This window comes from Bradyrhizobium sp. URHD0069 (genome assembly GCF_000701345.1).
Taxonomy (GTDB): Bacteria; Pseudomonadota; Alphaproteobacteria; order Rhizobiales; family Xanthobacteraceae; genus Bradyrhizobium.
In genome coordinates, this window is sequence record NZ_JNIJ01000008.1 from 90,734 (window position 1) to 103,447 (window position 12,714).

Sequence of the window (12,714 nt, forward strand, 5' to 3'; positions counted from 1 at the left end):
CCCGCGATTAGCGGCTGCGAACAGCCACGCCAGCGGTGTTCTTGATGCTGGTCGCGGTCTTATCCCAATTACTACCCGTGCCGATCTCGGTATCGGTCGGGGACTTGCCGCCGTTGCCCGTATCCCAGGTGTAACCCTTGAGAGCCAGGTTGTAGGTCCACTCACCCTGCCACGTCCGGGTGATGTTCTCGTCACCGTTGGAGGTTTCGAGGTTGGAGAAGAAATCGCCGTTGTCTTCAACGATGATCGCATTCTCGACCAGACCCAGCGTGTAGTAGTCGGTCACGTCCGGAGACGATACCGCACCATACAGCGACGGCGAGTCGGTCACGACGAAGCGCCGGCCGAAACCGTCTTCGCGCACCTGCACGTCACCGAACACAAACAACTGAGCCGTGTTGGTCAGCGCCGCGTCATAGAGATCGTGCAACGGGGTGGAGTGCATCGCCCAAGCCCGGATGGACTGAGCGCTGTCACCGAACTTCTGCGCGCCGCGATTGAGGGCGTTCAGGGTGAGCGTGCCCTGCGACGGCACGTCGTATTCGGCAGTGGCGCCGACATTGACGAACGCAGCGCGGGCGGCTTTCAGACCAGTGTTCAGCATGTCCTGAAACTGACCCTTGGCGACCTGCTCACCGATCACCACGCCAGCCACTTCGGGGCTCTCCTGAATCCAGGTGAACTGCGAAGGGTTGAACGCGATCGGGGGAGTGCCGGTCGCAACCTTGACCGACGCTTCCTGCAGCATCGCGAGCGCAACCGGAGACACGGCGCCGGATGCGTAAACATCGCGACGGCGGATCAGGTTGGCGATCTCGGAGAACTGCGAGCGCTGGCGGAAATCGCCCATGTTGCGCTTCGTGGTGAGAGTGATGGTGCCGGCCGAGGCCGAGTTGAACAGGTCAACCTGTTGCGAGATAACTTCGGTGATGGTCTGCTGAACGAAATCGTTGAAGACCACCATGTTTGACATAGCCATGGAAAACTATTCCTTCTTCTGAGATTTGAGGAAGGCGGCCTTATCTTCGGGGGTCTTTGCTTCCGCCCAAGTTTTCGGGACGCCGGGTTTCTGATCCGGATTCCCCGGCTGCTTGGTTGGCTGCGTTCCGCTGCCCGATTGGCCAGAGCCTTCGAAGGCCCGGCCGAATGCATCCGACTGACGCATTTCCTGCACCAGATCGGCAATCGTCATGGGGTCGCCCTTCGCGTTACCGATGCGGGCGTTTCCATCCTTGTCCACCACTTCAACGACGAACCGGCCGTTGTCTTCGCGCACGCGGGTGTGCTTCTGGACGTGGGGCAACAGCAATTCCACTGAGCCCTTTGACTCGGCCAGAGCGGCGGTCGCCGACTGATCGATGAGCAGACCTTCGACGGTCTTTGTGAGCTGGCCGATCCTGCCATCCCGCGTCTTGATTTCCTCGCCGTGCTTTTCGAGCAGTTGGCGCTTTGCCGCCTCAAGGCGTTCGGACACGATCTTGTCCGCCTCCTTCGTGGGATCGATGTTGCCAAGCTCTTCCAGCCGGGCCAGCGCGTCGCGGGCTTTGTCGGGGTCGATGTCCTTGAACTTCAGGACGTCTTTCTCCAGCCGCTTCCGCAGCGTCATTTCCTTGCCGAGGGTGTTCTTCAGGCCGGAAACATCTTCGAGCCCAAAGCCATCGACAGGCTCGACCTCGAGAATGAATTTGCCTTCGTTCTCCTTGTAGAAGCCGCGGGCGGCTTCAGGCACGGATTCGATCGTCTCAACAATTGCCTTGAGGGCCATGGTCTATCCATTCCGGATGTTAGATGCGCATTCCGCGCGATGTGCTGGCGGTGCCAGCGTTCAGGTTCGGCTTTCCGCCAACCATCCGGGCGTAGGTGAGCCCAGAATTTCCTTGGTGTATCCGCTCATCGAACGAACGCGACCAGCGAAGTGCGGGATGGATTCCGTCATCCCCTTGGTAAAGCTGTCTCGCTGCGCCCACGGCTTCCCGCGCGTGAAGTGCGGTTCCGTTGTCATCGGCACGCCGGCGAGAACGACGCGATCAAATCCATCTTCCAACGCGACCTTCACCGCGAACAGTCCGGAGCTCCCCGACGAATTCATGCCGGGCCATCGGTATGATACCCGCCGGTCCACGGGATGATTGCCGTGCATGCCGCATTCCGAGGCGAGCGGGCCAACGGTTTCATATTTGCTGTGCAAACCGAGCGCCGCGCGTTCGGCTTTGTATTTCTCCTGCCATTCCGGATGCAGGCCGCACCAGGTAAAGCGCGGGCCTTCCCAATGAACCCCGGCCAGCTTGACGCAATAGTAAGCGTCAAAATTCACCAGATTGGATGCCGCCTGTACTTCTTCCCAGACGTTGGCCGAGCAGCCGACGACCAGCGCCCGCTTCAGGCCAGTTGCTGCCATAAAGTGCCGTCCACCAATTCCTGCTCGTTCCACTGGGAGGCAGCGAGCGACCATAACCATCGATCACGATCTGGATAAACCGGCTTTTCGATCTTGCTCAGGTCCGTCTGCCCCACCAAGGCAGCCGCTGAATCAGGGTGTACGTAGACAGGACAACCAAGAATGACAGCCTCAACAGCAGCAATGGAGGCGTGAGTAACAAGGCAATGAGCGCCTTCAAGATCCGACTGCAACGAGCGCTTCGACTCCTTGTCCCTGATGACAAGCTGCCTATCCGTGACGCGCGCCAGTGCATCGATCGTCTCCGCTATCCAGTTTTCGCACTGGTGAAACTTCGAATATGTCCTTGTCGGCGCCGCGATCACGATATGACGGCCGTTGCGTTGCCAAGGCTTGACGTCAATCTTCAGTGCGTCCCACCGATCGGAGGGGACGTTGCGAATTAACTGCATCTGGTAGGCGTTCAGATGCCAGCGGTAATACCCGCCATCAGAGCCCCGTGGGAGCCATGTGGCAAAGACGCGCCGGGCGTACCCACGATCCCAATAAACGAACTGGCGGCCCGTCTTGCGCCACTCAGCTATGAGCGGCGTTGACTCCGGCTGGCATCCAACAATCGGGATAATGTCGTTGGGCAACTGGTCGATAAGTCCGATGTCGTGGCGGACAACCCGGCCGCCTGCAGCTTCTATCTTGCTCCCGATGCGCTCGAATAAATCAAGCTTGAAGTCTTTCAGGCCTGCCGGGATGAACAGGCAGACCTTGGCGGGGTCGATCACCGGAGGGCGTCGGCGCCCAGATATTCCACAACCGCTAGTCCAGAAACCGGCTCATATGTCGCCGCGAAAATGTCCGGCTTGCAGGGGTAGAGTTCACCCTTGACGCCTTGGATGATCCAGTCGCCGGGCGAGGCGACCATGTTGCCTTCCAACGTGCCTATCCAAAGACTTTCGCCGTCGCGCCAGATTTCGCCCGGCCCCGGATGGGATGGATATTTCTGATCGGTTACGACGAACGAGACCGGCGGCATCCAGGCCGGGGACTCGTAACGCTCGCCATTCATCGGCTCTAGGCCGTTCGTAAGGCCGATATTGTTGCTGTAGCCGTTCCACTTGACGGCCTCGATAACGACGGGCTTTTTACGAAACTGCGGCATCATGCTCTCCAATTCTCTTTGACCCACGGAAGGGCCTCAAACTTGCTCGGATCACGCCATCCCGGAAACGCCACGATGCGAGCACCTGACGGCAGGGCATCGCCGTCAGGCCAACCTCGCTTCTTGAAGGCATACACTCCGTCGGCACTGGTAAACGCTGCGGCGTCAGGCATCTTGGCTGCGAACCATGCCTGATCGTCGGGGAATTTGTCGAAGGGCACGGCGCGGGCCGCGTCCAGACTGAAGTCGCTCCAGATATCGGGCCGGTATCCCGCTTTCAGGGACCATACCGAGCCGTTGAACGGGCAAGGGTTGCTAGAATTTACGCCCTGCAAGATCGTGAAATCGTCCTTGCGATCAAACAACGGATCAAGCGGGCCGGTTACGACCAGATCAAGGTCGAGGTTCACCACGCGGTCGCCGGGCGCGATGCCCAGCTTGTTCTGCCATTCCGGATCGAACAGCTGCAATCTGACAAAACAGCCCTTAACAGCTGTTAGCCGAATATCCGGGATTTGATACTGCTCAATCCCCGGCAAATGCTGCGGGCTGTCCGTGAAGGCGATAAACCTGTGAGCCTCATTCAGATTGCGATGGACGCCAGCGGCAAGCCTTCGAACGTAGTGCTCACCATAGGACGAGCCCCATAGCCACGTACAGATATTGAGCATTTATGCTTTGGGCGGCTCTGGAATGGCAATCCAGTGGGTCGGCTCAAATTCGGCATCTTCAGCGTAGGATCCCGCGACTGCCAATTCCCAGAAACAATGAACTCCTATGCGCCAATAGATCACGGCGCGGCATGACCCATCCCATCCGAGGATGTGGGTACCGTCTCTAGGTGCCGTCTCGATTAGTTGCCACTCGCTCATCGCCATAAAACACCTATACCATTATGCGGCCCGTCCAGCTTGCATTCCTCGAAACGATAGCCGCCCTTGATCGAATTCCAGAACTGCGGAACCTCGATCTCTTTCGGATTGCCCGGCTTTGGCACATAGGCGATATCATGAAATGCCACGATGCGCCCCAGCGGCCCGTAATTCTCCCAGTCCTTGGTGACGTAGGGCAACAGATGATTGGCGTCGATGAATACCGCATCGAACGGCCCCAGAGCCGCCGCCTGTGCGATAATCTCAGGCGCCGTGCTGTCGCCCAGGATCAGATGCGCGTCGTACCCATGGCCCTTTAATCTCTCTACACACGCCTCCAGATGAGGACGGCTTGCACCTGTCCCGCCCGGCATGTCGACCGACACGATGCGGGATCCGGCGCGCAGGGCCATTGCCACACGTTCCAGTGACCCGCCGAACTTGGACCCGATCTCGAGATAGGACCGGACATTTTCGCGGCTCAGCAGGTTGACGAACCAGGCTATCTCTTCTTCACGCTGGAGTTTCTTCACGCACGTTTCCATATTGCAGCCATGCCAAGTTCTTCGCTGATATAGCTGGTGTGTATGCGACGGAACCCCATGGGGATAAGGTTAGCGTCAAGATTGATCTTTTCTTCTTCGTTCTCGGCAATCTTTTCGGATGTCCCGCGCCATGCGAAGTATCGTTTCGTGCGGTCCCCGAAGTGTCGGATGAGAGCGCAAAGCTGCGTGTGCGGCATCACCCTCTTGAGCTTGTGATAAGTGGCCAGCATCAACACGATGTCGTATTTGCGATCACCGAAAGCGGCCGTTACGGCATCACCCCCGCCGGTCAGGTCCACCACCTCAAACTTGCTTTCAACGGTTCGCAGGTCCGCGAATAACTCCCGCGCTGTCCTGATGCCTTCCTCAAATTTATCGCACCCGTGGCAGACTGTGGCCCCGTTGTTGGCCATCTCGAATGAGACGAGGCCACGGTTGCATCCGATATCAAAAACCGATGCGCCCTTGGCCCGGCAGACCAGATCGGTGATCCCGTCCATGCGGATGTCGTGGTATCCGGCGACGCGGCGCTGGAGCTTGTAGCCGGGGTCGTGGGTCATAGACCCTTATGCCGCATGTAAATTGCCAGCCACTGGAACGCAACCCAGACCACGAACGCGGCAACCAACCATCCAAGCGCGTGGTTCATTAGTTCGCTCGGACTTTCCGGTTTCGACGGTCGCTGCGGTGGCATCTCGCGCTCTATACCGTTTACGATTTCTTTCATGCTAATGCCTCCACATTCAAATGCCCATGCGCCGCGTCCATCACGTCCTTAGACGGAAATGGACACGCTCCTGCCCGTCTCCCGCAATCGTCGTCTCTATGCGGACAGCGACTCCATCGCGCTCCAATGCCTCATAGCCTGCGATCGGAGGGGCCTCTAGGCCGTCATAGATATCGTAGTCGCGGCGTTCAGCATCCATCTCCTCTTGCTTCCAGGATCTAGGATAGCCGTCTACATTCCCATTGAGCCATTCCTGCGCGCCTTCTTTGGCTCGGTCTACAGCATCATTTGAGTATGGACCCAAAGTCATTGGCGATCCTTCAATCAAGCCGCTACGATATCAGATTTGGCGCCACTAAGGAACGCTCGCGCCGCGTCCATCACGTCGCCGACTGATATGCTTGCCATAGCCGCCTTGCAATGCTCACACGCACTCAGAGAGCCGCAAGGCGTTCCTGGTGCTGCTAGATTGGTGTGGGTGCCGTAGCCAGTAACACCAGGAGGAATGAACCCACCAAACAGAACAACGGCAGGAATACCGACCGCAGCGGATGCGTGGTGTAGTCCGCCCTCAGGTCCGATATAAAGCGCTGCATTTTTCAGAATCCTTGCTGCATGACGGAACGAAGGCGTCTTGATCTGCTCGGCAGCGGCGAGACGGTGACCGGCGCCATAGTAGAACTGCCTGATCCGGTGCCCTTCCGAGGCCAGCTTATTCGCGACTGCATCGTAACGATCGACCGTCCATTGCTTGTTAGGTCCAAATCCCTTGACCTGCATATTCGGCTCGATGACGACAAAGCCCGAGCCATGCCGCTTGCCGAATTCGATTTCATCGGGTGTGAAGAACACCTCGCCCAGTATCGGCCGGAACGAGTAATTCCATTCCCAACGATCACCGACTTGGCGGTTATAAATCCTGTTGCCGCGGCAGAACGGATGCCACTCGATGTCGCGGTCATTCTCGCTGCCCGGAGGCGCAATGTTCGGATTGCCCTTGAATATCTGCTCGCTCAGGTGATTCCAGATGATCCGCTTGCCGTCACCGAAGGCTATTCGCTTGCCTCTGGCCTTGGCACCACGGGCGAAGCCAGTTCCAAGTAACTCGTCACCGAACCCCACTTCAGACAAAACTCGCGCGACACTTACGACTAGCAAGCTTCTCAGCGTGCCCCTCGGCAAAACTTCGACATTCGTGCTGAGAAACAAACTGCCAGCCGAACCATCTAAGCCTGTAGAGCGAATAGGCGCTTGTGTCTGGCCAAATTCTGGATTGTTCAATAACGATCTTAAATTTCATGATCCAAAACTCAGTGGCCCGCGCGCCCAATCCGCCAACTGCATTCGCCATTCATCGGCGTACTGGCAGTCCTCATACCCCGGCATGTCCGGGATGCCCGAGGTGAAGTGCGCGATCGTCGCGGATATCTCCGGGTCAGTATGCCCGACAAGGTAATTCCAAGCCTGATCAAGCTCGCCGATGTCGCTGTCAGCAAGCCAAAACAGGCGGTGCAGATCGCGCCCCGGCGTCTTGTTCAGAACGTCCAGCGTTAGCGCCTTGTTGGCCGGATGATCGCAGTTGAAGGCGATTACAGAGGACCAGTTCTTGCGTCCGTAGGAAGTCTGGACCTGGTTATCCATTTTGATACCCGGCTTGGGATCATGGTTATGCCAGACGCAATAGACCGCCTTGTCAGGCGACAATTGGTCGAACAGCCGCGCGACATTCCCGCGGAACATCACATCGCCGTCGCAGAACAGCGCCCATCCGGTCTTGGCCAGCATGGGCACAAAAAATCTGCTGTTGGCGTGCTCTGTACTTTGGGGCGCGTCGCTCACCACGTCCCACATAACGGGCTTGTCAGCCGCGCTGGCGCGGTATTCGATCGGCCGCTGATACAGGCCCATCCCAATCAGATCATCCAGCAGAAGCCCGTATATCGGGATAGGGCGGGTCAGATGATGCCGGCAGGACTTGCGCGCGACCGCAAAGGCTGATGCCTCACGAGGATCCCAGCCCAACCAAACACTGTGGTTCACAGGCCCATATTGCGCCATGAGCGCCATGAGTAGCGCGCCCTGCGTTTCATGTTGGAAGTCGTGACCTGAAAAACCGCCAACGGATATACGATCGCGCGAACTAGGATGTAGCCCAACGATTGCTGGACAACTGGTAGCGCCTCCCAACCGAGTCTGAAGCCAAAGCCTATACAGGTGGCCCAGCATGTCAGTAACAGCACGGTCGACATCACGTTCTCCAATTATTTAACCAACTTGGCTGGTATACGAGCCCGGCCTTCCAGTTCGTAAGCGACAAATCTGTGGTGGCCGTCCAGTATCCTGAAGCTCTGGCCCTCTTGCGCCACCGCAATCGGGTCAAGTTCTTTTCCAGACCGCAATATTTGCCTGAGACCAGAGATGATCTTGGCGTCCCGACTCGCTAATGCCTCCTTGCGGCCACCGGGTTGGAATTCGGGGACCTTCTCACCCCTCCATCCAGCCAAGTTGGCTCCGCGCTCCGTACGCAATTGACTTAAGGGCACCTGAACGCCGAAGTCCTCAGATATAAGCTTGTTCAGGTGGGCCTTGGCGTTTTTCGCATGGGTGCCACCCGGCGCGTTCGTAAACTCCCCATTCTTAGGGTCATGATACGGGTTGCCCATTGTCGTTCCTGCCGTCAGTTGTGATTTCAGGACGTATTGACCTATAGGACCAATTGCCCTATGTTTGTTTCATCGAACAACGGAGCAGGCAAATGACCGCAATGAGACAAGCCATAATCGAGGCGTGCGATTTACTGGCCGAGCGTAAATATGGGAGCCCGGCGCGTTCGCCAGCTCACAATGCGCGATTGGTATTAGAAGCGGCCCTTCAGCAGCACACCATATCCGCCGAGAAAGATCGCTCCGCGGCCCTGCTAGATGCCATCAGCGCCATTCTAATTATCCCCACAAGTATTAGCCTATACCTGAATAAGGCGGAGGCCGAAGCTGCGACGGAGACCAAGAAGCGCGCTATCGAAGCAATCCGGAGACTATATGACGCCGAAGCAATACGCTGACGCCATAGACCGCCTAGGACTGTCACAGCGCTCCGCTGCTGCGTTCCTTGGCGTTGGTGAGAGACAGTCCCGCCGCTGGATTGCAGGCGAGAATGCCATCCCTGAGTCCGTTGCCAAGCTCCTTCGCTTGATGATCCGGCTAAAGCTAAGACCGGATGACGTCAGTTAGCCGTGGGCCGTGGTTTGACCGGCGCCGGCGGCGGATTGACCGTGCCATGCTCCGGCGTCACCACCACGGGCGCACCCGTAACCGGATCAATCACCTTCTCAGGCTGAAGCTGTTGGCCCTCCTGCTCTTCGGCGAGGCGCTGTTGTTCTTCTTCCTCGGTGAGGTCGTTTGACACCACGTTGCGGCGCTTGAACTCGGCGCGCACCGTCTCGGCGGAATAGATGCCCTGACCCTGCGATTTGAGCAGCGCATCCAGTTCCTTGCCGCTCTCGAGTTCGACCGCGAAATCCGTGTGCAGTACGACTTCCGGCTCAACCTTATCGCCCAGCCACATGGCGGTGATCTTGAGCGCGGATTCCAGCGCGTCCTTGAACAGGAACGCCCAAGCCTGGACCGCGGAGCTTGCCTTTTTGGATACATTGGCCGTGGTGACAACGGTCAGATTGGCCTCAGCCAAGGGCTGCATGCCGAGGTCGCGCATTTCCTTGCGGAACAGCTCAAGCTGCTCGCGCAATTCTGATGTTGCCGCGCCGCTCGTCTCCACAACGGTTGCCGTGCCGGCCGGTCCCGTACCCTGCTGGTTCTGCGGGATCTGGAACACCATATTAGGGCCGACTGAGACCTCGATTAGCGCGCCGGTCGCATCCTTCGTCTCCATCCCCGAGATGCAGAACATCGGGAAGCAGGTCATGATGCTGACCCAGTTAAGGTTCGACTCCTGCCGGTATTCAGTGATCTGCATATTCGCGATGTCGCGGATGGCTGGCTCGACAATCCATGAGCCGCCGCTGCGCTTGGTCAGTGTGACCGCGACAAGCGGGATGATGCCGATCGTGATCGGGCCTGACCCGATGATGACCCAGCCCGCCTTGCCCTCGGAATTGGTCTGATGCTCCCACAGCGTCCATGTCGCCGGGGCGTAGCCCGTCGTCTGGCCCAACTCATCAACCAGCCTGACGCGATCCAATACCCGGACGCGCTCGATGCAGGTTTCCTCGAAGCCGTCGATCTGCTTTGAGGTTTCGCTAATGCAGGCCCGGTGGATGACCTCCACGCCTCCCACAAAGTCGCTGTAGACCGCCCGCATGTTTTCGGCTGGCACATGCACCCAGTACGGGCGAAGCTTCTGCTGGGCTTCCTCGGCCCGGCTGAGTGGCCTGCCATCGGCTCGGGGCTTGGCCTTGGTGTAGTCGATGAGAATCCAGTCGATGCCTTTATCTAGCGCCGACTTGAACGCACTCGCCGCGAAAACGTGCAGGTTATTGCCCTGCCCGTCGATGTTCTCGGCCAGCTTTACGAATGGAGGCGGGGTGCCTTCCTTGAGCACCAGTTCCTTGCTGAATGGCTTGGAAGCAAGGTTCTTGGAAATGTCCGAATAGATGTTCGTGAACGGCGCATTGGCGAGCCGGTAGTCATAGACCGCCTGCTTTTCATTTGCGAACTTGGGCAGGTACGTCGTGGTGCCCGCCTTGATCGCATCCTCGCCCTGCAGAATGGCGTCAACCTTCTCCCAGAACGCAATCTGGGCGTCATAGTCTGACGACGTTGCGCTGGGGTCGATCTCATCGGCCATTGATTAGATTCCGTGGTTCTGGACGATGAGCGTAGGGCTTCCGCCCTTCAACAACTCAGCGAATGCGCGAGACAGGGCGTCGGTCTGGTCTTTGAACGTGCCGGCCGGGAAGGTGCAGATTTCCTCGAGGAAAGCATCGTTCCATGCACCCTTGACGATCTTCACATTGCCGACTTCGGCCTGTGCAGAGACCGGGAGAGCCCGGGTTTCCTTGTCGCCGGTCTCAGGCGAAAACCTGACGTTGTAACCAGCCAGCAATTTTGCGAAGGCTAGAACCTGGCCCTTCGCGGCCTGGCCCGGATCTTGTGGAATAGAAATTGTGACTGCGCGGCCATCGGCGACCGCCGTGTTCAGGATCATGCGGTCGACCTCGGCCGGCGAGCCGCGCTCCCGGATGGCATGCTCGATGTAGTAAACGCCGTTCAGCTCTGAGACCTTCACGCCTGCGGTATAAGCAGGTCCTGATGCGCTTGAGCCGACCTTGGCCTTCGATGCCGCCAAGTCCCAGCCGCGGCACTTGCGGGCGCCTGCCGGAGCCGCTGGCACGATCTCAAACCAATGCCGCTTGAATATGCCGCCTTCTCGAGGCGCGGGGCGCTGCTGATACTGCCCGGCCATGGTGTAAGCCGTGGTATCGCGCTTCATCTTGTCGACGGTTTCGCGCGGCATGCGCTGCGGATCGAGTAAGTCGCCGTCGACCACGCGCGGATCCTTGAACCCTATCGAGGTCTGGCAAGCCCGCTCCGGCTCGAACTCCAAGGGGAGCATGAGATGCGTGTATCCCATGCCAAGTTTTAGGATGGTCCCTGACACGTCATCCTCATGCAATCGCTGCATGATGACCACTATCGCGGACTTTTCCTGATCGTTCAGCCGGTTCAGCGCGCCTTCCCGGAAGCGCCTGGTGGTGTTGTTGCGCTCTGTCTCGGATTCCGCGGTGTCGACCGAATGCGGGTCGTCGATGATGAGCCGATCGCCACGTTGCGAGGTAAGCGAGCCGAACGCCACGCCCTCCCGCGTTCCCGTGTCGCTGTTCGCGAAGGACATTTCCGCGGTGCGGGTCAGGTTCACCTCCGGCCAGAGCGATTGATACCACTCCGACAGGATCAGATCGCGCGTCTTGCGGGTGTCCCGCTTCACTGGGCCATCGTTAAACGCGGTGGTGAGATATCGAAGTGACCTAAGCCCCTTCGGCCCCCACTCCCATGCATTCCAGAATACAGAGACCAGCAAGGATTTCATCGATCCGGGCGGCACATTCGCCAGTAGCCGGTTTATCCTCCCGTCCGTTACCGCCTCGAGATGTTCGCAGATCGCGTCAATATGCCAGTTGTGGATATAGCGGGCGTTGGGCTCGAGGACGTGCCAGGCTTCACGGACGAAGCCGGCTAGGGTTTCGCAATGGGCACGGATGGCATCGGCGTTCTTGCGGGTGTGCTCGCGTTCAGATTCAACAACTCTTCGGGCCTTCTCAGCCCTGATCGCCCTCATCATCACTGCCGGACTCGGCAAGCGGGCCGAAGATGGCCTCAAGGGCGCTGATCTGCTCATCAGATGCTTTGGTCAGGTCCAGTGTGGTGATCGGGCCACGATTGGCGCCGGTGTGCTCAATGGCCCGGGTGTGGCAGAACGGGGCGGCGGCTTTCGCCATGTCATCGCGGCGCTTGGTGTCGGCCCGGCTGTTGCGCATCACGCCCAGCATGTATTGAAGAGGGGTGATCCCGCTCTTGAGCGCTTCACGTTTGGCCTGTGCGGTTATCTTATTGACCGCGCCGACCTTTCGGCCTGATCCCGGCCTCTTGCCACCATGAGCCATTTGATTTCTTGATATTTATCCGGGTAAATTTGATTTCAGGACAGCGCGTTGCTAAGCTCCGAGTCGGAGCGGCGACTACTCCACCGGCCAGTGCGGGGGTCGGCCTCTATCAGATAGACAACCTGCGGGCCGCTCCCGCCATGCGAACGTGATGCATCCGTTCAAGGTTGTCGACCCGCACACTCTAATTTAGCTCGGACGACTCCCCCGTGGTCACTGGCGCCATCTTGCAGGTCATGGCGTTTGAGAGGCCGCGCCTTGGCGGAGCCGTCCGATTGGTGTCTGACCGCCAGCGAGCCCCCATACGGAAGACCTTTGGCGTCGAAGTTACGCATTATCGTGCGGTGATCCCGTGACCGGGGCATCCCCGTGCAGTCAGGCTGCGCCACGCACAACC

At 58.6% G+C, this 12,714-nt stretch carries 16 protein-coding genes; 1 reads left to right on the forward strand and 15 read right to left on the reverse strand.

Features of this window, described 5'->3' with window-relative positions; translation table 11 throughout:
- Positions 1-7: 7 nt before the first annotated feature.
- The 12 genes from N554_RS0102045 to N554_RS0102105 all read right to left on the reverse strand — a co-directional run bounded on the left by N554_RS0102045 (position 8) and on the right by N554_RS0102105 (position 8,361).
- A complete protein-coding gene (locus N554_RS0102045) occupies positions 8-964 on the reverse strand; it encodes a major capsid protein (protein ID WP_156041732.1) in 957 nt (318 codons plus the stop codon).
- 21 nt (positions 965-985) lie between these two features.
- Entirely contained in the window at positions 986-1,765 is a 780-nt protein-coding gene (locus N554_RS0102050) for a hypothetical protein (protein ID WP_029581949.1), read from the reverse strand.
- A 60-nt stretch (positions 1,766-1,825) separates the two neighbouring features.
- Complete coding sequence (locus N554_RS0102055) at positions 1,826-2,398, reverse strand: hypothetical protein (RefSeq protein WP_029581950.1); 573 nt, start codon at positions 2,396-2,398, stop codon at positions 1,826-1,828.
- A complete protein-coding gene (locus N554_RS0102060; RefSeq protein WP_029581951.1) occupies positions 2,380-3,177 on the reverse strand; it encodes a hypothetical protein in 798 nt (265 codons plus the stop codon). The genes N554_RS0102055 and N554_RS0102060 overlap by 19 nt, the downstream gene beginning before the upstream one ends.
- Positions 3,174-3,554 (reverse strand): hypothetical protein, encoded by a 381-nt coding sequence (locus N554_RS0102065; protein ID WP_081851082.1) that lies wholly within the window; start codon positions 3,552-3,554, stop codon positions 3,174-3,176. Before N554_RS0102065 ends, N554_RS0102060 begins: the two co-directional genes overlap by 4 nt.
- Positions 3,554-4,225, reverse strand: coding sequence for a glycosyltransferase family protein (locus N554_RS35260; RefSeq protein ID WP_036052188.1), 672 nt, complete (start codon positions 4,223-4,225; stop codon positions 3,554-3,556). The genes N554_RS0102065 and N554_RS35260 overlap by 1 nt, the downstream gene beginning before the upstream one ends.
- Before the next feature lie 197 nt (positions 4,226-4,422).
- Positions 4,423-4,959, reverse strand: coding sequence for a class I SAM-dependent methyltransferase (locus tag N554_RS0102075; RefSeq protein WP_029581954.1), 537 nt, complete (start codon positions 4,957-4,959; stop codon positions 4,423-4,425).
- Positions 4,956-5,531, reverse strand: a complete 576-nt coding sequence (locus N554_RS0102080; RefSeq protein WP_029581955.1) for a class I SAM-dependent methyltransferase — start codon at positions 5,529-5,531, stop codon at positions 4,956-4,958. The genes N554_RS0102075 and N554_RS0102080 overlap by 4 nt, the downstream gene beginning before the upstream one ends.
- Positions 5,528-5,698: a hypothetical protein gene (locus N554_RS39495; protein ID WP_156041733.1), complete on the reverse strand. Its 171-nt coding sequence runs from the start codon at positions 5,696-5,698 to the stop codon at positions 5,528-5,530. Before N554_RS39495 ends, N554_RS0102080 begins: the two co-directional genes overlap by 4 nt.
- A 324-nt stretch (positions 5,699-6,022) precedes the next feature.
- The gene (locus tag N554_RS0102095) at positions 6,023-6,979 is read right to left on the reverse strand and encodes a glycosyltransferase family 9 protein (protein ID WP_156041734.1); all 957 of its coding nucleotides are present in this window, start codon (positions 6,977-6,979) and stop codon (positions 6,023-6,025) included.
- 15 nt (positions 6,980-6,994) lie between these two features.
- On the reverse strand, positions 6,995-7,765 hold the full coding sequence (locus tag N554_RS0102100; RefSeq protein ID WP_051677258.1) for a hypothetical protein: 771 nt from the start codon (positions 7,763-7,765) through the stop codon (positions 6,995-6,997).
- Between the two features lie 194 nt (positions 7,766-7,959).
- Positions 7,960-8,361, reverse strand: coding sequence for a ParB N-terminal domain-containing protein (locus N554_RS0102105; RefSeq protein WP_029581959.1), 402 nt, complete (start codon positions 8,359-8,361; stop codon positions 7,960-7,962).
- A 92-nt stretch (positions 8,362-8,453) separates the two neighbouring features.
- Here N554_RS0102105 and N554_RS0102110 point away from each other — a divergent pair, with 92 nt between their 5' ends.
- A complete protein-coding gene (locus N554_RS0102110; RefSeq protein WP_156041735.1) occupies positions 8,454-8,759 on the forward strand; it encodes a hypothetical protein in 306 nt (101 codons plus the stop codon).
- A gap of 161 nt (positions 8,760-8,920) precedes the next feature.
- Here N554_RS0102110 and N554_RS0102120 read toward each other — a convergent pair whose 3' ends face one another.
- Genes N554_RS0102120 through N554_RS0102130 form a run of 3 tightly spaced genes read right to left on the reverse strand, consistent with a single transcriptional unit; the run spans position 8,921 to position 12,317 of the window.
- Positions 8,921-10,501, reverse strand: a complete 1,581-nt coding sequence (locus tag N554_RS0102120) for a DUF4055 domain-containing protein (RefSeq protein ID WP_051677259.1) — start codon at positions 10,499-10,501, stop codon at positions 8,921-8,923.
- Positions 10,502-10,504: 3 nt separating this feature from the next.
- Positions 10,505-11,992: a phage terminase large subunit gene (gene terL, locus N554_RS0102125; RefSeq protein WP_029581963.1), complete on the reverse strand. Its 1,488-nt coding sequence runs from the start codon at positions 11,990-11,992 to the stop codon at positions 10,505-10,507.
- Entirely contained in the window at positions 11,973-12,317 is a 345-nt protein-coding gene (locus tag N554_RS0102130; protein ID WP_029581964.1) for a hypothetical protein, read from the reverse strand. Before N554_RS0102130 ends, terL begins: the two co-directional genes overlap by 20 nt.
- Between the last annotated feature and the right edge of the window lie 397 nt (positions 12,318-12,714).

What these genes read in the sequence shown, in the direction of transcription:
- N554_RS0102045 (WP_156041732.1), bottom strand. Translation starts at nt 964, where the DNA reads ATGGTGGTCTTCAACGATTTCGTTCAGCAGACCATCACCGAAGTTATC.
- N554_RS0102050 (WP_029581949.1), bottom strand. Translation starts at nt 1,765, where the DNA reads ATGGCCCTCAAGGCAATTGTTGAGACGATCGAATCCGTGCCTGAAGCC.
- N554_RS0102055 (WP_029581950.1), bottom strand. Translation starts at nt 2,398, where the DNA reads ATGGCAGCAACTGGCCTGAAGCGGGCGCTGGTCGTCGGCTGCTCGGCC.
- N554_RS0102065 (WP_081851082.1), bottom strand. Translation starts at nt 3,554, where the DNA reads ATGCCGCAGTTTCGTAAAAAGCCCGTCGTTATCGAGGCCGTCAAGTGG.
- N554_RS35260 (WP_036052188.1), bottom strand. Translation starts at nt 4,225, where the DNA reads ATGCTCAATATCTGTACGTGGCTATGGGGCTCGTCCTATGGTGAGCAC.
- N554_RS0102080 (WP_029581955.1), bottom strand. Translation starts at nt 5,531, where the DNA reads ATGACCCACGACCCCGGCTACAAGCTCCAGCGCCGCGTCGCCGGATAC.
- N554_RS39495 (WP_156041733.1), bottom strand. Translation starts at nt 5,698, where the DNA reads ATGAAAGAAATCGTAAACGGTATAGAGCGCGAGATGCCACCGCAGCGA.
- N554_RS0102100 (WP_051677258.1), bottom strand. Translation starts at nt 7,765, where the DNA reads ATGGCGCTCATGGCGCAATATGGGCCTGTGAACCACAGTGTTTGGTTG.
- N554_RS0102105 (WP_029581959.1), bottom strand. Translation starts at nt 8,361, where the DNA reads ATGGGCAACCCGTATCATGACCCTAAGAATGGGGAGTTTACGAACGCG.
- N554_RS0102110 (WP_156041735.1), top strand. Translation starts at nt 8,454, where the DNA reads ATGACCGCAATGAGACAAGCCATAATCGAGGCGTGCGATTTACTGGCC.
- N554_RS0102120 (WP_051677259.1), bottom strand. Translation starts at nt 10,501, where the DNA reads ATGGCCGATGAGATCGACCCCAGCGCAACGTCGTCAGACTATGACGCC.
- terL (WP_029581963.1), bottom strand. Translation starts at nt 11,992, where the DNA reads ATGAGGGCGATCAGGGCTGAGAAGGCCCGAAGAGTTGTTGAATCTGAA.
- N554_RS0102130 (WP_029581964.1), bottom strand. Translation starts at nt 12,317, where the DNA reads ATGGCTCATGGTGGCAAGAGGCCGGGATCAGGCCGAAAGGTCGGCGCG.